Genomic DNA, 23,731 nt, shown 5'->3' on the forward strand with positions numbered 1-23,731 from the left:
GTAATCGCGCGTGTAAATCGATTCCACAATAATATGGATGCATGTTATTGTAAAAGTTCATTGAGCTTTCTCCTGTAAGGTTGGTTGCCTTTTCAGCGTAGCGAATAATCGCGATGCTGGGGAGGGGGCTCAATGAGTATCAATCAAGACTCTGGCGACAGGTAAGCCTAGTCCGGTAACCAGAGGTCTCTAACCTCCAGGCCCACACAACCCATCACCCATCATGCACTTTTTATTTACAGTAAGTGCAATGGGCGGCCCATCTCCCGTAATGAATATTGATCCAAATATCCCTTAATGCCGCTAAACTTTGTGAAGCTAAATAGTCATGCCTAGCACAACGTTAATTCCTTTGGTTTATACCTTTTAAAAAAGCCACTTTCATAGGTGGTGATCATTAAATAGGTTTCGTGGATTTTTTATCGTTTGCTGTCTTTACCCGCTGCTTGCAATGCTACGGTATAGTTTTTGAATAAGGTTAGATATCGGCGTGAAATGCATAGATAAAGCTGATTTTTAAGCTCTGTGATGTAATAGCTACAGTTTTGTTTGAATAATATACCTATCAGTTCGCTATTTAGGCTTATAGCACACAGTGCCAGCTTTATTTTCAATGTTAAAATATTAAAAGGAGCAAATAAAATGAGTAAGTCAGCACAGCTTTTTAGAATGGCTACGAATGAACACATTTGCCCATTTGGACTTAAATCAAAAGATTTATTAAAGCGCGAGGGCTATGACGTTGATGACCATTTATTAGCTTCGCGAAAGCAAACTGATGAATTTAAAAAGCAATATAATGTAAAAACGACACCACAAACATTTATAGACAATAAACGTATTGGAGGCTATGACGATTTACGTGCATTTTTTAATAAATCTCAAGCCGGTCAGCAAGGTACAAGTTATACACCTGTGTTTGCAATATTTGCTGTAACCTTTTTATTGAGTATCGCGTTTAGTTATTCTCTAGGTGCGGGGTTATTCTCTATTGGCACTGTTGAGCTATTTGTTGCATTAACCATGGCTGTGCTTGCTATTCAAAAGCTGCAAGATTTATATCGCTTTTCAAACTCCTTTATTACGTATGATTTACTTGCAATGAAAGTTGTACCTTATGCTTATGTTTATCCATTTTTAGAAGCCTTTGTAGGAATTGGCATGGTGGCCGGGCTCACGGCTTATCTTGTTGCACCTATTTCGTTATTCATAGGTACAATTGGTGCTGTGTCAGTATTTAAAGCTGTGTACGTTGATAAACGAGAGTTAAAGTGTGCCTGTGTCGGTGGAGATAGCAATGTGCCTTTAGGGTTTATTTCATTAACAGAAAACGTGTTTATGATTGCAGCAGGTATATGGATGTTAGTTCGCTAAATTAGGTGATTAAAAGTACGTATTTTATTTTACCACGGTAAACGTTTAGATGTTTATGAGTTCAGCGCTAGCTTTAAGAGAGAACCAAAAGCTAGCGCTATAATTTAGAACTTAGCGGCTATCCATAACCATATTTTGTCGGTATCAACTTTACCTGCACCAGCGTCGCCAGCTGAGTACATGGCGTATTTAATCCCTGCGGTATAATTTTTTGCAAACTTTTTGCTGTAAACAGCGTTAATTTCATTACCTAAATCGTCGACACTTTGTGTTGCTTCGTCGGAGGAGTAGTCGTGATAAGCAAATGTCCACTTTCCACCTAAGATATTACCTGAAATTGCTGCATATAAATCAACGAGCCCTTCGTTAGGGGTTGCTAAAAACTGATCAGCCCAACCATTAAATTTGTGCAGTGTTGCCAGTGGTGTTGAGAAGCCATACATAGCATTATCGCTGCCGAGCTGTTCTACACCTAATTTGGCTGTTATCGTTTCAAAGCTGTAAGCTCCTTCTATGGCGATATAGGTGGCTGAATAATCTGTTGTGTTGGTTTGTGATTGCTGTGTTGCGAACTCAGTATAGTACGCAAATTTATCTCTTTTACCTTTAAAGTTGATACCATAAGTATCTAGCCTATTGTCTATACCTTCATCAACTTCGAGAAGGTAACTATATCCGTTGAGTGTGCCAAAACCGGTTTGATAACTTAAGTTTAAAAGGTGGTCGTTGGAATGAAGGTCTTTGTCTTGTGCAAAAATACGATTACGTTTATTGATGTAACTGTAACTTGCTTTCAAATTAGCAGCCACATTAGCATTGAAGGTTAGGGCATCAAATGTTTGCCTGTCTTGGCGCCAGCCAACATGACCTATGAAGCGCTGATTATCAAGCGCAATTACTTGGCGGCCTAGCTTAGCTGTGAACTTATCTGAATGATATTTTACAAAAGCTTGGTCAAGCTCAGTGGTTTGCGGATCGGCAATAACAGAATATAACGGGTTATTATCTACTGTATCGTTGTAGCTATCGACACCAGCCACTTGGCGGGAATCTTCAAATTCAATCACGCCAGAAAAACCTTTGTAACTTGCACTTGTAAAATTCAAACGCGAACGAAGTGTTAAGGCTGAAGCATCTTTTAACAAGTTGTCTTGCTGAACGCCTTCATAGCGAAGGTTAAAATCAAGTGTGGTTTTTGATTCAGTATTGGCATAAGTGGGCAAGGCAATACTAGTTAATACTATCAATGAAGTAATTTTTGATAATTTAAATAGATTTTTCATGTTGATTCCGTAAAGTTTATTAATTGTTATTGAGCATAATCGGTTGTACGGCGGACCTGCTGCTAGCGCTAGGTGGTCTTTTGGGTGTCAAAAGTGCACACTAAAGTCAGGCACTGTCGTTTATCGCTTTTCTCACATTCAAAGGTGCTGGTCATGCTATTTGCCATAACGTAGCAATTGGTGAAAAAAGTACATCAACACCTTTAAAAACAGCTTGCTGGTTCCATCGTTCACCTACGTAATAACATAAGTAGTACTGGCTTGCGGTGTACCGTATAAGCCTTCGTCTTTCTCGTAAGCAATGATGCGGATAAGCAAGTACCGGCGATGACTGCTTGACATAATCTTTTACAATGGTGCTTTAATAGTATTTTCAACATTTTTTTCTCCAAAAAAAAGCCCACAGCAATGCAGATAAATCTGAATTGCTGTGGGCCACGATGCCAAACTAATAAATGCTACTTTGCATTGTTATTAGCTTTAACTGAATAAGTTGTTAAATTAATTTTTTAGTTAAAGCATAGTTAGTGCCAGTTATTTAAAATGTATACAATACAGTGCGTTACTTTTTTGTTAATTGGTGTGAGCAATGAAATCTACCAATAATGGATCATTAAGGAGTAATGAGTGTTTTAAACTAGTGCATATTTAATCATTAAATTTTTCTTAAAAATTAAAAGGGAGGTTTAGGTAAGAGTAAAATAGGACAGGCATAAAATTTTTTGCAAAAATCACAGTATCAACTACTGTTGTTATTCACAGTGGGAATAAAGTGATTAAGTAGTGTATTTGCCATAGAAATTGCTGCTTATGCAGTTATGAGCAATCACAGGCACAGTTAAAGCGAATAAACCTCTCAAATAAAAAGATAACATTCAGCATGAAAGTCAACCAGCACAGCTAAAACCATTTGGTGGTAATCACATTACACACACGAGCCCCTTTGCTTTACTGGATTATATTGAATTAGTCGACTGGAGTGGTCGCCACATAGCTCCAAAGAAAAAAGGGCATATCAACAAAACAACTCTATGTTCTATAGCAAGCTGAGTGAAAAAATAACGTAATCTTACTCAAGAAAAATATGTGCCTGTCCCTTTTTATTCTTTAGCCCTTATCACCTCAAATAAGTCACTTAAACACCTGTCAATCCTTTCCAAAACACGAATTAAAACAGACAGCAAACATTTTATTTAAAATAGCGATAACCGATTGAACCAAAATAGGAACTCAGCTATTGTTGACTCATCGATAAAAATAAGTTTAAAACGAGTTAATCTACAGGCTTGTTATGTACAGGGAGAACACTTGAAAAATTCACTTTGCCTATTCGCTGGTCTTTTTTTGTTTACAGGCTGTACTATGTCGTCGCCAGAGCCAAGTTTTGTTTACTATCAAAGTTCGGTGCCTACATCATGTAATTTAGTTGTTGGGCTGTCACAACAACACGGTCAGTTTGAGTACAAAGTTACAACAGATACGCGCACTGTTATGGGGAGCTTTGTAAAAAGAGGTCAACAAATTATATTTTCAGAGCTGTATGCTTCAAAACCGGCCGAAAATTCAAAAATAGAAGTGAGTGCTTTAAAACAAGGAGATTCTTTGGTCATCCAAAATTTTGGTAATCGTATGAATCCATTTACACTCTTTTCAGAATGCGATGATAAATATTTATCACTGGTTAAAGTGCGCAAATAATCGGGTAGCCGGAGGTCTCTAACCTCCAGTCTCTACATCACCCATTATGCGCTTTTTATGAATATAAAGTGCAATGGGTGGTGCATCTCCTGTAATGAATATTGTCCCAAATATCTCTCAATGGCACTAAACCTTGAATTCAAGCAATGTTAATTCCTTTTGTTAGTTTTACATCTAAATATACTTTTTTACATTAACAGGACGTAGGTTAACCTCTCATTTGAACAAGTTTATTTCTTTGAACAGTAAATACGACTTAAGTATAGATTGTGTAGTGCGAAGTTAGGATTAGAATAATGTAAAATTTAAAAAGGGGCTTAAAATGAACTTGGAACGTATTCGCAATAGTAACCTGCATGACAAGGTAATGCAGGCAGAACAAGCAAGCCAATTTATTAAAGATGGAATGACTGTAGGGATGAGCGGCTTTACTCGTGCTGGGGAAGCTAAAGCAGTACCTAGAGCATTAATAGAGCAAGTCAAAAAAAATCCAATAAAAATAAATTTAATGACTGGCGCATCTTTAGGTAATGATTTAGATAAATTACTGACAGAAGCGGGCATTTTAGCCCGTCGTATGCCTTTTCAAGTAGATAACACTTTGCGCAAAGCGATTAATAATGGTGATGTTATGTTTATTGATCAGCATTTATCTGAAACGGTTGAACATCTACGAAACCATCAATTAACCATGCCTGATGTAGCTGTTATTGAAGCCGTTGCTATTACCGAAGAAGGGCATATTGTACCGACAACATCAGTAGGCAATTCAGCGAGTTTTGCTATCTTTGCTAAGCAAGTAATTGTTGAAATTAATATGCTGCATAACCCTAACCTTGAAGGTTTGCACGATATATACATTCCTTCCTATCGTCCTACTCGCCAGCCAATGCCGTTAGTTAAAGTAGATGATAGAATTGGTAGTACTGCTATTCCTATCGATCCTGCAAAAATTGTTGGTATTGTTTTTACTAACCAAAGCGACTCGTTTTCTACGGTTACCGACCCTGATGAAGATACCGCCTCAATTGCGCGCCATTTAGTTAAATTTTTTCAAGATGAAGTATCTCAAAATAAATTACCAGCTAATTTAGGTCCATTGCAAGCTGGTATTGGTAACATTGCGAACGCAGTAATGATGGGTCTACTTGATTCTGACTTTAAAGACCTAACAATGTATTCAGAGGTATTACAAGATTCGACATTTGACCTTATTGACGCAGGTAAGCTTAGTTTTGCATCGGGCAGCTCGATTGTGTTGTCTGAGCGCTGTAACGCGCAAGTATTTAATAATTTAGAACAATACAAAGACAAGCTAGTGTTACGCCCTCAAGAAGTTTCAAACCATCCTGAAATAGTGCGTCGTTTAGGGATCATTGCTATAAATACTGCGCTTGAATTTGATATATATGGCAACGTAAATTCAACACATGTGTGTGGCACACGAATGATGAATGGTATTGGCGGCTCTGGTGATTTTGCTCGTAATGCACATTTAGCTATATTTGTTACTAAATCGATTGCTAAAGATGGTGCTATTTCAAGCGTCGTGCCTATGGCGAGCCATGTTGATCATAACGAACACGATGTTGATATTTTAGTAACCGAGCAAGGCTTAGCTGATTTACGTGGCTTAGCACCGCGTGAGCGTGCTGTACAAGTTATTAAGCATTGTGTACACCCAGATTATCGTGAAGCGATGTTAGATTACTATGAGCGCGCTTGTGCGCGTGGCGGGCATACGCCTCATTTACTTGAAGAAGCGTTTAGTTGGCATATTCGCCTAGAGCAAGAAGGTAGTATGAAAAAAACATTGGTAACGCAAAATCCCCCTACGGCATTATCTGCTTAAGTTTGTTTTTGACTAACTGGTAAAATGATTTTAAACGCTCCACTTTGGAGCGTTTTTTACAATGTAGTACTTAACCCGATAAATTCTGGATAATAAATCTTTTTAAGCTGCAATTTTTAGTGCTAACTACGTTGAATTTACTTGCAATAGGCTAGATATTGACGTGTAAGTTTGTCTTACATAACGTTATAAGACATTTTGCATTACCCTCAACGCTTAGGACGGCTATCCAGCATGAGGATATCAAGTTTGTTTTGTGCTTTTTTATAATTCTGCAAATCGCTGGTTTCGATCATTTCACATTCATCAGTAACCATTTCGGTTATTAGGCTAGGATAGTGTTGGCAATCTTCAGGCCTGTCTAAGTAGATGCTGCAGGTGTATTTAGTTGTGGCGTGTGGGTCACTTTTTGGTGCTATCTCGAGAAATGGGCATTGTGTGAGTTTTTCACCTGATTGCGGATCATGCCATATTTGATTATTTTTAACGAATGCAAAAATGTCTGGATTGAAGAGTTCCCATAAATCAATTTCTTCTTGGGTCGCATTAAGGTCGCCGCCACCATATTTGATACAGCATTTACCACATTGGTTACACTCTTTCATGGTTCACATTCGTTGTCATAGCTTCACTTTACTATACAGTAATTATTGCTAAGGTCGCTAATAAACGTTCGTTGCTAGCAGGTTAGGTTTAGTGTGTATCGAATCGGTTAACCAGTTTGCACAAGGCGAGCCTCATGGTCATTTTGCTCTAGCCATTGTGTAGATTGTTCAATATCAGCAAAAACAGCGGCGGTGCTTTTAAAATATCTTTTATTAATTGTTTTTGAAGTGAGTTACAAATAACAATAATGGTAGCTGTGCAACCATGTTTTATATACCAATCATAAATCAGTTTACCCGCTGTAACCGCTTTAGGTGTGCCTAGCACTAATTGCTCCCCGCTCTTAACACGTTCCCAGTTTCATACTTGTCTTATTTATCTTAACCTATGGATATAAGAAAAGTTTAATTCATAAGTTAGCGCAGTGCGAGTTTGTGGCTAAAAGCTTACATGACACTTTTTATATTTTTTACCACTGCCACATGGGCATTCATCGTTACGACCGACTTTAATATCAGTAGTGGGAAATATATCACCATCTAAGTAGCGCCATAGGCCACCTTCTTTTACAAAGCGTGACTTTTCGTGCAACTGGCAATATAAGTTTTGATAGAAATAGCTTACGCAAAATTCAACGACCCCTGTTTGATCATTGTGTTCAGCCGCCATTACATCTAGGTTACTGAAACGGCAACTATTAGCAAAATCAGCTATTTCTTTAATAGGGTTTTCTGGTTGTTTTTCCCTTGCGTATGTTTGGTAAACGTACTCGGCATTTTTAAGAGCATAAGCAACGTAACGTGAGCACATAAGCTGCTCTGGCGTTGTTGCCTGTGCTGAGCCCGCATGTAGCTGTTCACAGCAGTCAGCATAACTCAGTTTACTATTACACAAGCAAAGGTTTTGCGTGAGTGAGGTCATTATGTTTTACTTGTTAGATAAAACGATATTTTAACAGCTTACTGTGCTAATGCTAACTCACTTGGCTGCTTCGTTTTGGTAAAACAATATAATTTTGCACTAGTATGCTCTAAGTTGATTGATAAATCAGCAAGCTGGTTATCTTTTACTATATCAGTCCATGTGATGACTGCGGCAAAGTTACCGTTATGAAGTGCAGAATTTAATACATACTCTAAATTTACCAAGTGTTTTTGTCTGATCACTAAAAGCTTTGAGGTATCAATTGAGCAAGAGTCTAGCAATGCTTTACTTGGTACATGGTCAGGTGCAATTAAAAGGGTCCACGCATTTTGACTGTTGTAATGGTGAAGCACTTTTAATAATTCAAAAGTTGCAGATATCTCATCTTCAATTTGAATTAAATTAACTGCTGCACTTTGATTATCTTGTTGGTAACTTTTAACAGTTCTTACGGTAATTGGCTGTAACATAACTTTCACTCACTGGTTGTTTATACAGTATGTGTATACAGTAGTTTATACAGTTATTTTGCGCAAGTGCTTTTTGCTATTTTTTAATCAACTTTTTTGTTTTAAATGAACGGAAATATATAATCCTATTAAATATCAGTGCTTTATTTTTTATTGGTTAAGCCCATATTAAGGAGCTGGCGGGATTAAGTGATTAAATTGTTGTTGGTGAATTTGTTCATACAGTGTTGCCGCATAACATTTTGCATCTTGAAAGCGCTTTGTTGTCAGGTGTTTTCTCAAATCAGTTAACGCTGTTGTAGCAGGTTCATACCCTTGGCTACTTGCAAGGCTAAACCAAACAGCGCCATGAAATACACTTTGTGGTACGCCTTGACCTTTTATAAAAAACAGACCTAAATAAAATTGTGCGCGATGGTTACCCGCCATTGCGGCAAGTCTCATCCATTTTGCTGCTAGGGGAGGCTGGTCGTTTTTTAAGTAGTACAGTGCTTTGGTAACAACATTTTCGGGGGTATCCGCTTTACCTTCTTTTTGTACCGTATTACTCGGTTGAGTAATAAAGGATAAAACATTATCTAGTTGTTGCTCTAGGTCCAGCCCACTTGGAGATGTATCTGTCATAATACCACGCATGTTATTGTTTTCATTCACTGCATAAGTTTAGTCTAATACAAGGTAATTTGTCCTGTTATTCGTTAAATCTATGGTAAAATTACGCAATTATTCATTTGTTAGCTGAAATTTTATTATGCTTGATGCGTTATTCAAGATCAAAGCCCATGATTCGACCGTTCGCCGGGAGTGTATTGCGGGATTAACGACTTTTATTACTATGGTTTATATTGTTTTTGTAAACCCTGCCATGTTAGCTGAGGCCGGAATGGATCAAGGCGCGGCATTTGTAGCAACGTGTATAGCAGCGGCCATTGGTTGTTTTATTATGGGCTTTTGGGCTAACTATCCGTTAGCGCTTGCTCCGGGGATGGGGCTAAATGCCTTTTTTACCTACGGTGTTGTTTTAGGTATGGGTTATACGTGGCAAGCAGCATTAGGTGCGGTGTTTATGTCTGGCTGTATCTTCCTGTTTTTAAGTTTGTTTAAGGTCAGGGAGTGGATAATCAATGCGATTCCTTTAGTGCTAAAACAAGCAATTGCTACCGGGATTGGCGCGTTCTTAGCGTTAATAGCGCTTAAAAATGCAGGTATTATTGTGGCGAGTCCTGCAACATTGGTTCAGTTGGGTGATATTACTGCAGCCGGTCCGCTTTTAGCTATTTTTAGCTTTTTTGTTATTGCTGCATTACTGTATCGTGACTTTAAAAGTGGTGTGTTAATAAGCATTTTAGCCGTTACCTTAATTGCACTTGGTTTAGGCTTAGTACAATACCAAGGTGTGGTGTCAATGCCGCCTTCAATAGCACCTACGTTTATGCAGTTAGATTTTGCTGCTGCGTTTGAGCTTTCTATGCTTAGTGTGATCTTTGCGTTTTTGTTTGTTGATTTATTTGATACCTCGGGCACGCTCGTCGCTGTAACGCAAAAGGCAGGGCTTGCGGACGAAAAAGGGAATATGCCTCGTTTAGGTCGTGCGCTTAGCGCTGATAGCACAGCGACAATTGCAGGGTCAATGCTGGGAACTTCAACAACTACCTCTTATATTGAATCTGTTGCTGGTGTATCTGTTGGAGGACGAACAGGGTTAACGGCTGTAGTAGTGGGTATTTGCTTTTTATTAATGATGTTTTTTGCACCGCTTGCGCAAATGGTGCCAGCCTATGCGACCGCTGGAGCAATCTTATATGTCGCGGTACTAATGCTGCAAAATTTAAAGTTTGTAAATTGGGATGATATGACAGACGCTATACCAGTAAGTGTGGTATTGCTGATGACACCATTAACGTTTTCAATCGCGCATGGTATTGCATTAGGTTTTATTTCATACACGGCGGTAAAAGTGTTATGTGGTAAGCGTGACGAAGTGAGTATTAGTGTGTGGATTTTAACGGCGATGTTTGTCGTCAAATTTGCGTTTTTATCGTAGTTTAAATACAACCAAAGAAAAAGTGAGTTACCACTTTTTCTTTGGTGCAAAAAGTACATCTAAGTCGTCTTGCTCTTGTTCCGTTTTCTTCTTTAAAGCCGTAGCATTGGATGCTTTTAGTTCTGTGCTAATTGCTTCTAAATAACCTTCGAGTTCTTGTTTTTTTGAATTGATGTAATCATCACTATAAGCGACAGCCGACACAGTGGCGTAGGCTTTTTCAAAGTATTGACGAGCAGAGCCCACCATATTTGCCGAGCGTGCTGATATACCTCGTTTAATTTGGCTTTCGATATTTATTTTAAGTTGTAGTTTTTCTAGGCGTTTATCTTCTGCTACGAATACTTGGCTATCTACTTTACCTTTGCCATGCTCTGAACGTAAAACCGCTCTTAATTTTTTAATTCCTTGGATAAGCGTGATTAATTGTTTATCACCATCAGGTAATGCGAGGTTTTCTGAGTTACTGGCATCTACAGGGTCTGACATACGTGTTTTGGCTTCATTTAAGCGGTTTTTTAGCTCTTTTGAGGTCGGTGATAATTGCACCATAGCTGTAAGTGCATCATATATACGGCGTTGAATTACGCGGTAGGCGTTTTCTGACATTGGGATATTGGCGCTATTGAGCAATATATCTTCAGATTCTTCTATGATCTTTTTTTGCTTTGTGAGTTCTTTTCGGCGCTCAGTTTCTTGTTTCTCTTTATGTTGTTGTACCGCACTTACCCATAAGGCAATAACAATAAGTGCAACTATCAACATAATAATAATAGAAACGATCATGGTTTAGGTCTCTGGTTTTATAAGCTAATAATTTTTATCTTACATTAAATATATGCTAACAGGGTAGTTTTGCGCGGCTTATGACAAATAAAAATGTCTTTCTCATTATTTATAACTATAAAAATGCATTTTTTGCTTTTTCGTCAGCTTATCTTGTAAAAAGATGGCTACCTCATATCGAGCGTTTGTGCTAGCCTAAGGACAATAATCTTATAAATAATGGTCGGTTTAGTCTTTTTATTCTAAATATTAGAAATAAAACTTGGCTTGGCGTGCTTCAACATTTATAAATAAGCAGTATAACAACACTAAAAATGTAGCTATGAAATTACAACAACTCAGATACATCGTCGAAGTCCAAAATCATAAACTAAATGTGTCAGCAACTGCTGAGAGCTTATTTACTTCTCAGCCTGGTATTTCAAAGCAAGTGCGCATGTTAGAAGATGAGTTGGGTGTACAAATTTTTGGTCGAAGTGGTAAGCACTTAACGCATGTGACCAGCGCGGGAAACGAGATAATTAATATCTCTCGCGAGATCTTATCAAAAGTTGAAGGGATTAAAGCGGTTGCGAATGAGCATACACTTCCTGACCAAGGTAAGTTAAATATTGCGACTACTCATACGCAAGCACGTTATGCGTTGCCAAGTGTAATTCAAGGCTTTATGAAAAAGTACCCGGCAGTATCATTGCATATGCACCAAGGCACTCCACAGCAAATATCTGATGCGGCAGCCCGCGGGGATGCTGATTTTGCCATAGCCACAGAAGCATTACATTTATATTCGGACTTGGTGATGTTGCCGTGTTATCACTGGAATCGCAGTATTGTGGTTTCGAAAGATCATCCGCTTGCTAAAAAAGCAAATTCGTTAAGCGTTGCAGATATTGCACAATATCCATTAATTACTTATGTGTTTGGTTTTACTGGACGTTCTGAGCTTGATAAAGCATTTAATGCGCAAGGTTTAGAGCCGCATATCGTATTTACTGCAACTGATGCAGATGTCATTAAAACCTATGTGCGCTTGGGGTTAGGTGTGGGTGTGGTTGCGTCAATGGCAATTGATCAAATCTCTGATACAGATTTAGTGTGTATCGATGCGAGCCATTTATTTGAAGCCAGTACTACCAAAATAGGCTTTAGAAAAGGCAGCTTCTTACGTAGTTATATGTATGACTTTATTGAACGTTTTGCACCGCACTTAACTAAAGAGCGAGTAGAGCGAGCAAGCTTATTACGTAACCAAGAAGACGTTGATAAATTGTTTGAAGATATTGAGTTACCTGTAAAGTAACGTATTTATTGCTATAAAAAAGCCGCAAATTGCGGCTTTTTTAATGGCTTAAATTTAACACTCAATAATATTTACAGCTAAACCGCCACGGGCGGTTTCTTTGTATTTTGTTTTCATGTCATTACCGGTATCAAGCATGGTTTTGATTACTTTATCCAAAGATACTTTTTGTTCACCACTACCACGAATAGCAAGACGAGATGCGTTAATTGCTTTAATCGCTCCCATGGCGTTTCGCTCAATACAAGGTACTTGCACGAGTCCACCAACCGGGTCGCATGTTAGGCCTAGGTTATGCTCCATGCCGATTTCAGCTGCATTTTCAACGTGTACTACGTTACCGCCGACAATTTCAGTTAGTGCGCCTGCGGCCATAGAGCAAGCTACGCCTACTTCGCCTTGGCAACCTACTTCAGCACCTGAAATTGAAGCATTCTTTTTATACAAAATACCAATGGCTGCAGCAGTGAGTAGGTAACGGGTTGCAATGTCGCGATCTACTTCTTTTATGAATGTATGATAATACATCAGTACGGCAGGTAAAATACCTGCCGCGCCATTAGTTGGCGCAGTGACTACACGACCACCAGCGGCGTTTTCTTCATTAACCGCAAGGGCAAATAAATCCACCCAATCCATTGCACGTAGTGGGTCGTTATTTACTTCAATATTGAGCTTTAAATGCAGGCTAGGCGCACGGCGTTTTACTTTTAAACCACCGGGTAATATACCTTCAGTACGCATACCACGCTCAATACAGGCTTTCATAACTTGCCAAATATTAAATAATTCGTCTTTTATATCATCTTCTTTACGAAGTGTTTTTTCATTTTTCATCATCAGTGTTGAAACGCTATAACCCGACTCTTTACACATTTCGAGCAGATCTTTGGCTGTTTCAAACGGGTAAGGGGCTGGGTTTTGCTCGCGAATATCCAACGCTGCTTGTTTTTCGTTATCAAACTCTTCGTCTGTAACGATAAAGCCGCCACCAATCGAGTAGTACACTTTGCTGTATACAGGCTGAGATTCTTTGTAAGCAATAATTTCCATTGCATTAGAGTGTTTAGGTAGTGTTTTCCGGCGATGAAAAACAATGGCACCTTGCTTGGGAAATTTAGCTTTGTGAGTTTTATTAAGGTAAATAACCTGTTCGTTTTCAATGGTAGCAAGAATATCATCGACTAAATCGGCGTCGATAGTCTCAGGATCGTACCCTGCTAAGCCTAAAATAACGGCTTTACCCGAGCCATGGCCAATGCCTGTTTGACCCAGTGAACCGTATAACTCTACTTTGACGCTCGTGACATCGGTTAACAGGTTTTGTTGTTGTAATTCGTTAACAAATAAACGCGAAGCGCGCATAGGTCCGACGGTGTGAGACGACGACGGCCCAATGCCAATACTAAACATATCGAATGCACTGATCATATACTTTACTCTACTTTTTACTCAGCACGACTGCTGTCTTTGAACGGTCGCACATAATAACGTGTAATGCAGTACTTGTAACCTTTTGTAGCACAGATTTAAACTGGTATGGCTAGCTGATTTGTAAAGTTTTTTATAATGCTGGCAGTTGCGCCCCACAGCAGGCCATGTGAAGTTGAAAACCCTTCAAGGGTGAGCGTTTTGCCAAAACGTTGAAAAGGTATAGGTTGCCAGTTGTCAGTGTTAATTAATGCGCTAATTGGAATTAAAAAGCTTGCTGCGACCTCATTAGGATCTTCAAGCCATTGCGTATGTGGGTTTAATACTCCAACAAATGGCGTGATAGTGAACCCGGTTAACGTTGCATACTCAGAAAGTTGCCCAATTACATTAACATGAGTGCTGTTAATATTAAGCTCTTCATATAATTCACGTAGTGCGGTATCGCGTAAATTTTTGTCGTTTAATTCTCGCTTTCCACCAGGTAAACAGATCTCCCCAGGGTGGTGTTTTAAATAATGAGGGCGTTTACACAGTAAAATATGTGCGCTGTTATTTATGTCGATTAAAGGCAACATAACAGCACTGGCACGGCGTGTTTTTTGTGGGTGCGTAATTAAAGGCTGTGAATTGGCAGCAACACTCAGCTGAAAACGGGCCAGTATTTGTTGGCTGTTCACGGTATTTTACTTCAGTAATGGGAGTATTTTATTTACTTTATCGTATGTTTCTTGGTATTCCAAGTCAGCTTGTGAATCAGCTACTATGCCGCCGCCTGCCCAACAGTAAATATGTTGCTTATGGCAGACCAAGGTACGAATAGTAATACTGGTATCCATGTTGCCACAGGCACTTAAATAGCCAATTGAGCCACAGTAAATACTGCGGCGGTGGGGTTCGAGTTCTTCAATTATTTCCATTGCGCGAATTTTAGGTGCGCCGGTAATTGAGCCGCCAGGAAACGCAGCATGAAGTTGATCAACAGCAGTTTTACCCTCAGCTAATTGGGCCGTCACAGTGCTGACTAAATGATGCACTGCAGGAAAGCTCTCAATGGCAAACAGCGAAGGGACGCTTACAGTGCCAGGCTTTGCGACTTTACCTAAATCATTACGTAATAAATCAACGATCATGACATTTTCGGCACGGTCTTTATTTGAGCGTTGTAACCGAATTGCTTGTTGTTGATCAGCTGATTCATCGGCGCAGCGGGGCAAAGTGCCCTTGATTGGTTTTGTTTGAATTTGTCCGTCATTAATGGCAATAAAGCGTTCTGGCGAGATTGATAAAATAGCGCCATCGGGGTGATTGATAAAACTTGAAAATGGGGCTTTATTCGCTTCTCGCAAAGTACAATATGCTTGCCAAGCGCTGCCTTTATATTGTGCGCTAAAACGCTGAGCGAGGTTTATTTGGTAGCAGTCACCGCTTTTTAAATAGGCTTGGATTTGCGCAAACTTATCGGTGTATTGCGCTTTGCTCATGTTAGATGACCACCTTTGTGTTATTTCAAAAGGGGGGCGCTGTTTGGCTGTATCGTCTAAGGCCGACAAATAAAGCGCTAGTCTATCTGTATTTGGTTGAGCGATATAAAACCATGTGCTTTGTTGTTTGTCGTAGATGAGTGCATCAGGGTATAGACCGACTGCTAGTTGTGGCATATCAATATCATTAATTGCATTTTCAGGCAGTTTTTCAATTACACGGCCAAAATCATAACCAAAATAGCCAAGCCAACCTCCGTTAAATGGCAGCTCAGGGTGGGCTTTAGTGTCATTAAGTTTATTTAACTGAGTTTGCAATACGGTAAAACAACTTTGCTCAGTTAATTGATCATCCACAAACACCTGATTGTTTTTCACTTCTAAGCGCATTAATGGCGCGATAGCGATGATATCAAAGCGGCTATTTTCATGTTCACTATTGGCAGAATCTAGGAGTACGGCATAAGGTAAATCACAAAAATAGCTAAAAACCTCGGCACAATTGAGCGATATGTCTAATTGAATGCAGGTTTTATGTTGTTTTATCATCTATTTTTTACCCTGAAAAACTGGCTCGAAACGGGCTGGGAGGGTATCATAAGTTAAATTTTTTTGGCAGCGTTTAGTTGCCTATTGCGTTACAAACCACCGTCACCGGTTTGATTTATGTTACGTGTATAATACGTAAAAGTAACTTAAGGAACCCCTATGAGTACTATCCGTCAGCAAGACTTCATTGATAGCATTGAAGACGCTTTACAATATATTTCGTTTTATCACCCACTTGATTTTGTTCAAGCACTCGAAAAAGCGTATAACAAAGAGCAAAGTAAAGCTGCTAAAGATGCCATTGCACAAATTCTAATTAACTCTCGCATGTCAGCTGAAGGTAAACGCCCGCTTTGCCAAGACACAGGTATCATCACGTGTTTTGTAAAAGTAGGTATGGATGTTAAATGGGATAAAACAGACTTAACGGTACAGCAAATGGTTGACGAAGGTACTCGTCGTGCTTACTTAAATCCAGATAACCCGTTACGCGCATCAATTGTTGCCGATCCTGCTGGCACACGTAAAAACACCAAAGACAATACCCCGTCTGTTGTACACATCGATTTAGTACCGGGTGGCGAAATTGAAGTAATGGTTGCTGCAAAAGGTGGTGGCTCTGAAAATAAAACTAAAATGGTTATGCTTAACCCATCGGATGATGTGGCTGCATGGGTTGAAAAAACATTACCAACAATGGGTGCTGGCTGGTGTCCGCCGGGCATGCTAGGTATAGGTATTGGTGGTACTGCAGAAAAAGCAGCGGTACTTGCTAAAGAATCACTAATGGATCCGGTTGATATTCACGAGCTAATTGAGCGCGGCGCAGAAACAACCGAAGAAAAAATGCGTTTAGACATTTTTGAGCGTGCGAATAAATTAGGTATTGGTGCACAAGGCTTAGGTGGTTTAACTACAGTAGTTGATGTAAAAATTAAAACTGCGCCGACTCATGCTGCGTCTAAACCTGTGGTTATGATCCCTAACTGTGCAGCAACACGTCACGTGCATTTTACCCTTGATGGTTCAGGCCCTGCTGATTTAAAAGCGCCAAAACTTGAAGATTGGCCAGAAGTAACGTTCGAAGTAGGTGAGGGCACTCGTCGTGTTGATTTAAACACCCTAACCAAAGAAGATACTCAAGAATGGAAGATGGGCGAAACAGTATTACTTTCGGGCACTATCTTAACTGGTCGTGATGCTGCGCATAAACGCCTGCAAGATATGATCAACTCAGGTGAAGGCTTACCAGAGGGTGTGGACTTTGATAATAAATTTATTTATTACGTAGGTCCTGTTGATGCCGTAGGCGACGAAGCGGTTGGTCCGGCTGGTCCTACAACTGCTACTCGTATGGATAAATTTACCGATATGATGCTAGAGAAAACGGGCATTGTGGGCATGATAGGTAAAGCTGAGCGCGGTCCAGCGACGGTAGAGTCGATTAAAAACAACAAGTCTGTTTACTTAATGGCTGTTGGTGGCGCTGCTTATTTAGTGTCTAAAGCAATTAAAAAAGCACGCGTTGTGGCATTTGAAGATTTAGGGATGGAAGCCATCTATGAATTTGAAGTAGAAGATATGCCAGTAACCGTGGCTGTAGATAGCGAAGGCGCCAACGCGCATACGCAAGGCCCTGCAATTTGGAAAGCAAAAATAGCTGAGTTAGATAGCAAATTAAAATAAGTTGCTATTTACTGATGCGGTATTCAACACTGTTGAATACCGCAAACAGCTCTTACCAGTTGATTTAAAACCCTCATAATCTCCTCAAGCCACTATATTTAAAGCTATATAAGCGATTTTTAGATTGTAATATTTACTTTACACTCAATAGTTACCTTACGTGTACGTAAACGTGATAGTTACTCAGTTCACTTGTTTTGCATAATTAATTTGTATTTGGTTTTAATTTTGAATTAAGCCTTCTTTAAAGTCTGCTTTTGTGATTTCTTTATGATGTGTAAGTATTTTGCTTGGTTTTATCATCTCATATAGTGGTCAGGCGCAATTTGAAGTGATAAAGTCTTGGCAATTTCAGCGCTCATACCCTCTCACGGGTAATAAATTTCGGAGTAAGATAAAGTGGCTGTGTTTAATCAAGTTGACTTTGATAACCACGAACAAGTGGTTTTTTGTTCAGATAAAGAATCAGGCTTACGTGCAATCATTGCGGTACATAATACTAACTTAGGGCCTGCTGTTGGTGGCTGTAGAATGTGGGATTATGCCAACGATGATGATGCGATAGTAGATGCATTGCGTTTATCAAAAGGTATGACTTATAAAAATGCCGTTGCACGCCTGCCGTTTGGTGGGGGGAAGTCGGTGATCATTGGTAATGCAAAAGAAATTAAATCAGAACAACTATTTCGTGCCTTTGGTCGTCAATTAGAGCGTTTAAATGGTAGTTACTATTCTGCTGAAGATGTAAACATCACCTGCGCTGATGTAGCTATTATGCATAAAGAAACTAATTATGTACTTGGCCTTGAAGGTAAAAGTGGTAACCCATCTCCTTTTACTGCTTATGGTACGTTTTTAGGTATTAAAGCGGCGTTACAGCATCAACGTGGGCATCAAGATTTAAGCGGCGTTAAAGTGGCCGTGCAAGGTTTAGGCGCGGTTGCTTACGGTTTGTGTAAACATTTACATGAAGCGGGTGCAAAGTTGTTTGTGACTGACATAAATCAAGCTGCAATTGATAGAGTAGTGAATGATTTTTCTGCAACTGCCGTGGGCATTGATGATATCTATGACTTAGACGTTGATGTATATGCACCGTGTGCACTAGGCGCAACCGTTAATGATAATACTATCCCGCGTTTTAAAGCGACAATCATTGCAGGGTGTGCAAACAATCAGTTAGCAGAGTCTCGTCATGGTGAGATTATTCGTGAAAAAGGTATTTTATATGCGCCAGATTATGTAATTAACGCTGGTGGCATTATTAATGTTTATTATGAAACTGCACCAGAAGGTTATTCTGAAGAGGCATCTAATAAACATGTTGAAGGTATTTTTACGACCTTGACGGAAATTTTTGCTCGTAGCGAAAAAGAACAAAAATCTACACATCTTATTGCTGATGAACTCGCACAAGAGATCATTGCTAACGGTCTTTAAGTACTCTAGCAAATTTTAAACGTATTTTTGCTTATGAAGGCGTGCGGATGCGCGCCTTTTTCTTTATAGCTTTATAGAATCAAGCTACACTTTAGTTTTACCGTTCACAAAAATTATAATGACTCCTATTGATTTAAATAACTGGCCACGGGCTCAACATTTTGAGCTTTTTAAAAGCTTTACCCAACCATACTTTAATGTTTGCATTCAATTAGATGTACAGCAGTTATATCAATATTGTAAATCTCACCAGCATTCATTTTTTCAAAGCTATATATTTTTAGCACTACGTGCCTGCCATCAGTATCAGCCGATGCAGTTGCGCATTGTTGATGATAAGCCTATACAACTCCAAAGCACGCGAGCCAGTGTTGTAGAGCTGGCGGCAGATGACACCTTTAGATTTAGTTACTTTAACGCCTATGATGACTTTTCAACGTTTGCTAAACATGCTCATCAAGTGAGTGAGTCAACTAAGCAGCAGTCGTTATTTTCTTCAGCTTTTGCTAAAACAGAAGGCCAAGCTGATTTAATTCATATCTCTGTATTACCTTGGTTGGACTTTACTAGTTTTTCCCATGCGCACCACCAAGGTACAAGCTTAGGTATTCCTAAATTAGTCTTTGGTAAATACAATGCTGAGACCGGAAAAATACCACTCTCCATTGACGTACATCATGCTTTGATGGATGGACTACATGTTGCCAGGTTTGTTGATTGCTACACAGAGTGCATTAAGGCTTACTGCAAAAAATAATTACTTATATAAATAGCTTGTTAATGAAATTGAAATTAATACTATGCTAGTATGCTTACTAAGCAGTCAATAATAATGACAAAAATTAAGTCTAAATCATTATTTAATTAATTTTTTTATAGCTAAATCATTAATTAGTAGTTGGGAAGGCGTTCAATATAATGCTACGTATAAGTGTATTTCTGTTTTTAATGATTCAATCTGTGTGCTTTGCAAATGATCAGGCGCGCCTTCCTTTAAATGATTACTTTTCTGAAACATGGAACACTCGTTCGGGCTTACCTCACAATAGTATAAATAGTTTAGCTCAAACCAATGATGGTTATATTTGGGTTGCGACCTGGGAAGGGCTTGCAAGGTATAATGGCCGTGAATTTAAGTTATTTACCCGCTCTGAAATTCCTGGTCTGCCAGATTCTGGTTTACGTAGTTTATCTGCTCAAGGGGATGGAAGTTTATATATTGTTGGTGCTCGCGGTGGCGTAAGTCATTTACAACATGGGCAATGGCATACCAAACCTCAAGCTGAGGCCATGGTCAATCATCTTTTAAAAACCAATACTAACGAACTTTGGCTAGCCCTTGAGGGAAAAGGCTTAGTGTATCGCGCGGCTGACTCGGATATTGAAACTCATATATTAATTAATTTAAGTGCTTATCGGTTAATTCAAGACCTCAATGGGGTTGTTTGGGCTGCAACCAGTGATGGTTTATATAAAATAGAAAATAAAAAAGCGCGCTTGATTACTGCTGATATGGGTTTGCCAAGTGATCCTATTTATACCTTACTACTGACACGTCAAGGGCAACTTATAGTGGGTGGTGAAAGAGGGGCATGGAAATTAAGTAATGGTAAGTTTACTCCTGTTCATCAACAGCTCAATGATGAATCAATTTCTAGTTTATTAGAAGATGATCATAATGATCTGTGGTTTGGTACTATCAATAACGGTGTTTTTAGGTTGAGTGGTTTTGGCCTTGAGCATCTTGATGCAAAAGCAGGTCTGCCTGGCAATCGTACTCTTTCTCTGTTACAAGATAGAGAAAACAGTATCTGGGTTGGTACAAATGGTGGGCTATACAGACTAAGAGAAGCGCCTTTTTCATCGTGGACTAAAAAGCGAGGCTTAGGCTCAGATTATATACGAACGGTTATGTCGCACTCCGATGGCAGTATTTGGCTGGGCGGCAGTACTGGCTTAAATAGAATGCATAATGATCATATTGAATCATTTTCGCTCGTTGATAGTGACAAACCTTTGTCAGTATTAAGTTTAGCCGAAGATAACAGCGGTGGTGTTTGGTTAGGGACTTATACTGCGGGTGTAATGCGGGTTTTAAATGGTCAGATTCATACTGTTATTAATCGTGATTCAGGTCTGGCAAGTAATGAAGTCAGAGCGTTACTGTTTGATAATCAACAGCGCTTGTGGCTTGGCACTGCGACAGGTCTGACACGTATAGAAGTCGATGGTTCACTAACACAGTTTACAACAAAGCAAGGACTCCCTGGTGATTTTATCATGGCGCTGGAGCTTGACTCAAAAGGTAACGTTTGGGTTGGTACTGGGGTCGGGGTCGCAATGTTTAATGACACTTTAGGTAAGTTTAAAGGTCAGCTTTTCCCTCGTAAATTTAATGCTGAATACGCGTTTGGCTTTTACTCTCAAAATGAATACATGTGGATGGCGACTGACCGCGGCCTTATTCGATTTAACATTGATACAGGTGATGTTGCAATGCTAGGAAGAGAGCAAGGTTTACCTGTTGATAAACTTTTTCAGATTGTTGCGCAGGGGGATTCTTTTTGGCTTTCAAGTAATCGTGGAATCATTCAAGTCAATCAGCATCAAGTTAATGAATTATTAAGCAACTCACAGCATAAAGCTAATGCCTTACATTATCAAATGTACGATGAAGGCGATGGCATGCTTAGTGCTCAGGCAAATGGGGGCTCTAACCCTGCCGCTGTACTGCATAAGGATGGCAGTATTTGGTTTGCTACGGCGCAAGGTGCAGCTACTGCATTACCAGAGCGATTAAAACGAGCGTCGCAACTTAAATTACCTACAGTGATAGAAAGTATTCTCGTCGATGGTAAAAACACACCACTTATAACAAAAGATGAAGCAGTATTATTACCGCCTGGTTCTGATCGTATTTCATTTCACTACGCTGGGCTTAGTTTTATAATGCCCCAGCGGATAAAGTTTCAAACCAAGTTGTTAGGTTATAATGATAAATGGGTCGACCGACAGCAACTCAATATCACCGAGTATACAAATTTGGCGCCCGGTAAATACACTTTTATGGTCAGAGCAGGCTACCCTAATGGACAATGGCAAGAAAACCATAAAGCGTTGGATTTTGTTATTCAGTCATTTTTCTGGCAAAAACTAAGTTTTAAATTAATGGTATTTTTCTCATTGATTTTGCTGTTCTTTGGGCTTTATAAATACCGCTTATATCACTATAAAAAAATTGAAAAAGAGTTAAAGCTACGCGTGAAGCAGCAAACTCGAGATTTACAACAGCAAACCGATGCATTTGCTCATCAGGCAAGTCATGATCAATTAACCGGAATGCCAAATCGACGTGCATTTGATAATTGGTTAGCTGAAAATTTTGACAATATTAAGCAATCAGGCCAACCACTTAGCATTGCAATTATTGATATAGATCACTTTAAACGTATTAACGATAATTGGTCTCATATTGTGGGAGATAAAGTGATATGTGTGATCGCTACTATCTTGCAACAATGCTGTCATGATAATGCAAACCAAGTCTCACGTTGGGGAGGTGAAGAATTTACTTTACTTCTACCAAACAAAACGGCTATGCAAGCAGTTGAAATTTGTGAGCAATTAAGGCTCGATATAGAGAATTATGATTTCTCATCTATTGCCATGGGGCTTAAAGTGACGGTGAGCTTTGGCATCGCAGATTCAAGCTTGGTGGATGAATATGATCGGTTATTAGTGCAAGCAGACCAAGCTTTATATAAAGCAAAAAACAATGGGCGGAATCGAGTTGAAGTAACTCAGCCTCAATCAGCTCCCTGTTAAATTTATAGTAAAAGATTGAAATATGACTTCGGTGGTCATATTAATAACTTAGTCTTTTCTCAGCGAGCCTGCTAATGGTAAATGGTTTATTGATTCTTGCGTTAATAGCGTTTGTGGTTTTTTATTGGCGCTGGCCTGATATTCAAAATCAGCTTTGGCAAAAAAAATACCAAAAGTACCGCCTTAATGAACAGCAAAAATCTTTACTGCTGCGTTATATGCCAATTTATCAAAAAATGACAGATGCTGAACGCGCTAAACTTGAGCGTCACATCGTTTGGTTTTTAAATGAAAAGCGCTTTATTGGCTGCGATGGTCTAAAGCTTAACGATGCCATGAAGCTGATTGTTGCAGCGGATGCTTGCGTGCTTGTGCTAAATAAACCTTGGCCTTTATATAAGAATGTTAGAGAAATCTTATTATACCCAAGCGCCTATTATGCCCCACAAACCTCTCGTGATAATGCAGGTTTAGTGAGCTATCACAATACAGTGCGCCAAGGTGAGTCTTGGCCTGGCGGTACTCTGGTTCTCAGTTGGCATGATGTACTTGAAGGAAACCGCTTACCAAGTGATGGCCATAACTTGGTGTTTCATGAATTTGCACATCAACTTGATCAAGAAACGGGTAAAACAACGGGTACGCCGTTACTAAAAAAAGCGGCTGATTATAAAGAATGGGCCAGGGTGTTTAGCCGTGCATTCAATCAACTTAAAACTCATGTAGCCTATAGTATGCCTCATGTTATTCATAGTTATGGCGCAACCAACGAGGCTGAGTTTTTTGCGGTGATCACCGAAACATTTTTAGAAAAGCCTAGCGAACTGCGCCATTACGACCCTGAGATTTACACTATGCTGGTGAACTATTACCAGTTTGATCCAATTAAATGGCATTAACCGCCAATTTAAGACGCTTTATCAGATATTGCTGGTAACTTGCTGTGCTTTTTGTTGCAATCATATTAATAAACAACAAA

The 23,731-nt window shown here is 39.3% G+C and carries 19 protein-coding genes and 1 pseudogene; 11 read left to right on the top strand and 9 right to left on the bottom strand.

The features are described from left to right. Positions 1-642: 642 nt before the first annotated feature. Positions 643-1,374 carry a MauE/DoxX family redox-associated membrane protein gene (locus QMA12_RS16415; RefSeq protein ID WP_290210694.1) on the top strand — a complete coding sequence of 244 codons (732 nt, stop codon included), beginning with the start codon at positions 643-645 and terminating at the stop codon, positions 1,372-1,374. Between the two features lie 104 nt (positions 1,375-1,478). On the opposite strand, the gene QMA12_RS16420 is transcribed toward QMA12_RS16415, so the two are convergent. After that, positions 1,479-2,657: an alginate export family protein gene (locus QMA12_RS16420; RefSeq protein ID WP_290210695.1), complete on the bottom strand. Its 1,179-nt coding sequence runs from the start codon at positions 2,655-2,657 to the stop codon at positions 1,479-1,481. 837 nt (positions 2,658-3,494) lie between these two features. On the opposite strand from QMA12_RS16420, the pseudogene QMA12_RS16425 reads away from it, so the two are divergent. The 3 genes and pseudogenes from QMA12_RS16425 to QMA12_RS16435 form a co-directional block, all read left to right on the top strand. Then, a pseudogene (locus QMA12_RS16425) lies at positions 3,495-3,680 on the top strand (alpha-amylase family glycosyl hydrolase); the annotation flags it as partial. A 285-nt stretch (positions 3,681-3,965) separates the two neighbouring features. Continuing rightward, positions 3,966-4,355, top strand: a complete 390-nt coding sequence (locus QMA12_RS16430; protein WP_140394351.1) for a hypothetical protein — start codon at positions 3,966-3,968, stop codon at positions 4,353-4,355. A 322-nt stretch (positions 4,356-4,677) separates the two neighbouring features. Next, positions 4,678-6,207, top strand: a complete 1,530-nt coding sequence (locus QMA12_RS16435) for an acetyl-CoA hydrolase/transferase family protein (protein WP_290210696.1) — start codon at positions 4,678-4,680, stop codon at positions 6,205-6,207. Between the two features lie 209 nt (positions 6,208-6,416). Here the strand turns inward: QMA12_RS16435 and QMA12_RS16440 are convergent, their stop codons facing one another. The 4 genes from QMA12_RS16440 to QMA12_RS16455 all read right to left on the bottom strand — a co-directional run bounded on the left by QMA12_RS16440 (position 6,417) and on the right by QMA12_RS16455 (position 8,831). After that, positions 6,417-6,812, bottom strand: a complete 396-nt coding sequence (locus QMA12_RS16440; protein WP_290210697.1) for a YkgJ family cysteine cluster protein — start codon at positions 6,810-6,812, stop codon at positions 6,417-6,419. Between the two features lie 439 nt (positions 6,813-7,251). Then, positions 7,252-7,734: a YchJ family metal-binding protein gene (locus QMA12_RS16445; protein ID WP_290210698.1), complete on the bottom strand. Its 483-nt coding sequence runs from the start codon at positions 7,732-7,734 to the stop codon at positions 7,252-7,254. Positions 7,735-7,772: 38 nt separating this feature from the next. Continuing rightward, positions 7,773-8,207, bottom strand: a complete 435-nt coding sequence (locus QMA12_RS16450) for a SulA-like leucine-rich domain-containing protein (protein WP_087534226.1) — start codon at positions 8,205-8,207, stop codon at positions 7,773-7,775. 168 nt (positions 8,208-8,375) lie between these two features. Continuing rightward, positions 8,376-8,831 (bottom strand): sel1 repeat family protein, encoded by a 456-nt coding sequence (locus QMA12_RS16455; RefSeq protein ID WP_290210699.1) that lies wholly within the window; start codon positions 8,829-8,831, stop codon positions 8,376-8,378. A gap of 127 nt (positions 8,832-8,958) precedes the next feature. Between QMA12_RS16455 and QMA12_RS16460 the strand changes: the two genes are divergently transcribed. Then, positions 8,959-10,251 (top strand): NCS2 family permease, encoded by a 1,293-nt coding sequence (locus tag QMA12_RS16460; protein ID WP_290210700.1) that lies wholly within the window; start codon positions 8,959-8,961, stop codon positions 10,249-10,251. A gap of 27 nt (positions 10,252-10,278) precedes the next feature. On the opposite strand, the gene QMA12_RS16465 is transcribed toward QMA12_RS16460, so the two are convergent. Beyond that, positions 10,279-11,037 (bottom strand): hypothetical protein, encoded by a 759-nt coding sequence (locus QMA12_RS16465; RefSeq protein ID WP_087534197.1) that lies wholly within the window; start codon positions 11,035-11,037, stop codon positions 10,279-10,281. A 322-nt stretch (positions 11,038-11,359) separates the two neighbouring features. Here QMA12_RS16465 and cysB point away from each other — a divergent pair, with 322 nt between their 5' ends. Then, positions 11,360-12,337: an HTH-type transcriptional regulator CysB gene (gene cysB, locus QMA12_RS16470; RefSeq protein ID WP_087534228.1), complete on the top strand. Its 978-nt coding sequence runs from the start codon at positions 11,360-11,362 to the stop codon at positions 12,335-12,337. Between the two features lie 54 nt (positions 12,338-12,391). Here the strand turns inward: cysB and QMA12_RS16475 are convergent, their stop codons facing one another. From QMA12_RS16475 to pabB, 3 genes are all read right to left on the bottom strand, one after another. Then, positions 12,392-13,768, bottom strand: coding sequence for an L-serine ammonia-lyase (locus QMA12_RS16475; RefSeq protein ID WP_087534198.1), 1,377 nt, complete (start codon positions 13,766-13,768; stop codon positions 12,392-12,394). 98 nt (positions 13,769-13,866) lie between these two features. Next, complete coding sequence (locus QMA12_RS16480) at positions 13,867-14,448, bottom strand: CoA pyrophosphatase (protein WP_087534199.1); 582 nt, start codon at positions 14,446-14,448, stop codon at positions 13,867-13,869. Between the two features lie 6 nt (positions 14,449-14,454). Further along, on the bottom strand, positions 14,455-15,801 hold the full coding sequence (gene pabB / locus QMA12_RS16485; protein ID WP_290210701.1) for an aminodeoxychorismate synthase component I: 1,347 nt from the start codon (positions 15,799-15,801) through the stop codon (positions 14,455-14,457). A gap of 159 nt (positions 15,802-15,960) precedes the next feature. On the opposite strand from pabB, the gene QMA12_RS16490 reads away from it, so the two are divergent. The 5 genes from QMA12_RS16490 (at position 15,961) to QMA12_RS16510 (ending at position 23,651) form a co-directional block, all read left to right on the top strand. Beyond that, a complete protein-coding gene (locus QMA12_RS16490) occupies positions 15,961-17,487 on the top strand; it encodes a fumarate hydratase (RefSeq protein ID WP_290210702.1) in 1,527 nt (508 codons plus the stop codon). A gap of 399 nt (positions 17,488-17,886) precedes the next feature. After that, positions 17,887-18,927, top strand: coding sequence for a Glu/Leu/Phe/Val dehydrogenase (locus tag QMA12_RS16495; RefSeq protein WP_290210703.1), 1,041 nt, complete (start codon positions 17,887-17,889; stop codon positions 18,925-18,927). Positions 18,928-19,045: 118 nt separating this feature from the next. Next, positions 19,046-19,684, top strand: coding sequence for a CatA-like O-acetyltransferase (locus QMA12_RS16500; protein WP_290210704.1), 639 nt, complete (start codon positions 19,046-19,048; stop codon positions 19,682-19,684). A gap of 161 nt (positions 19,685-19,845) precedes the next feature. Further along, entirely contained in the window at positions 19,846-22,752 is a 2,907-nt protein-coding gene (locus QMA12_RS16505; RefSeq protein ID WP_290210705.1) for a ligand-binding sensor domain-containing diguanylate cyclase, read from the top strand. 74 nt (positions 22,753-22,826) lie between these two features. Further along, positions 22,827-23,651, top strand: a complete 825-nt coding sequence (locus tag QMA12_RS16510) for a M90 family metallopeptidase (RefSeq protein ID WP_290210706.1) — start codon at positions 22,827-22,829, stop codon at positions 23,649-23,651. Positions 23,652-23,731: the final 80 nt, after the last annotated feature.

Source organism: Pseudoalteromonas sp. APC 3893 (assembly GCF_030408095.1).
GTDB lineage: Bacteria > Pseudomonadota > Gammaproteobacteria > Enterobacterales > Alteromonadaceae > Pseudoalteromonas.

What these genes read in the sequence shown, in the direction of transcription:
- QMA12_RS16415 (WP_290210694.1), top strand. Translation starts at nt 643, where the DNA reads ATGAGTAAGTCAGCACAGCTTTTTAGAATGGCTACGAATGAACACATT.
- QMA12_RS16420 (WP_290210695.1), bottom strand. Translation starts at nt 2,657, where the DNA reads ATGAAAAATCTATTTAAATTATCAAAAATTACTTCATTGATAGTATTA.
- QMA12_RS16435 (WP_290210696.1), top strand. Translation starts at nt 4,678, where the DNA reads ATGAACTTGGAACGTATTCGCAATAGTAACCTGCATGACAAGGTAATG.
- QMA12_RS16440 (WP_290210697.1), bottom strand. Translation starts at nt 6,812, where the DNA reads ATGAAAGAGTGTAACCAATGTGGTAAATGCTGTATCAAATATGGTGGC.
- QMA12_RS16445 (WP_290210698.1), bottom strand. Translation starts at nt 7,734, where the DNA reads ATGACCTCACTCACGCAAAACCTTTGCTTGTGTAATAGTAAACTGAGT.
- QMA12_RS16450 (WP_087534226.1), bottom strand. Translation starts at nt 8,207, where the DNA reads ATGTTACAGCCAATTACCGTAAGAACTGTTAAAAGTTACCAACAAGAT.
- QMA12_RS16455 (WP_290210699.1), bottom strand. Translation starts at nt 8,831, where the DNA reads ATGACAGATACATCTCCAAGTGGGCTGGACCTAGAGCAACAACTAGAT.
- QMA12_RS16460 (WP_290210700.1), top strand. Translation starts at nt 8,959, where the DNA reads ATGCTTGATGCGTTATTCAAGATCAAAGCCCATGATTCGACCGTTCGC.
- QMA12_RS16465 (WP_087534197.1), bottom strand. Translation starts at nt 11,037, where the DNA reads ATGATCGTTTCTATTATTATTATGTTGATAGTTGCACTTATTGTTATT.
- cysB (WP_087534228.1), top strand. Translation starts at nt 11,360, where the DNA reads ATGAAATTACAACAACTCAGATACATCGTCGAAGTCCAAAATCATAAA.
- QMA12_RS16475 (WP_087534198.1), bottom strand. Translation starts at nt 13,768, where the DNA reads ATGATCAGTGCATTCGATATGTTTAGTATTGGCATTGGGCCGTCGTCG.
- pabB (WP_290210701.1), bottom strand. Translation starts at nt 15,801, where the DNA reads ATGATAAAACAACATAAAACCTGCATTCAATTAGACATATCGCTCAAT.
- QMA12_RS16490 (WP_290210702.1), top strand. Translation starts at nt 15,961, where the DNA reads ATGAGTACTATCCGTCAGCAAGACTTCATTGATAGCATTGAAGACGCT.
- QMA12_RS16500 (WP_290210704.1), top strand. Translation starts at nt 19,046, where the DNA reads ATGACTCCTATTGATTTAAATAACTGGCCACGGGCTCAACATTTTGAG.
- QMA12_RS16505 (WP_290210705.1), top strand. Translation starts at nt 19,846, where the DNA reads ATGCTACGTATAAGTGTATTTCTGTTTTTAATGATTCAATCTGTGTGC.
- QMA12_RS16510 (WP_290210706.1), top strand. Translation starts at nt 22,827, where the DNA reads ATGGTAAATGGTTTATTGATTCTTGCGTTAATAGCGTTTGTGGTTTTT.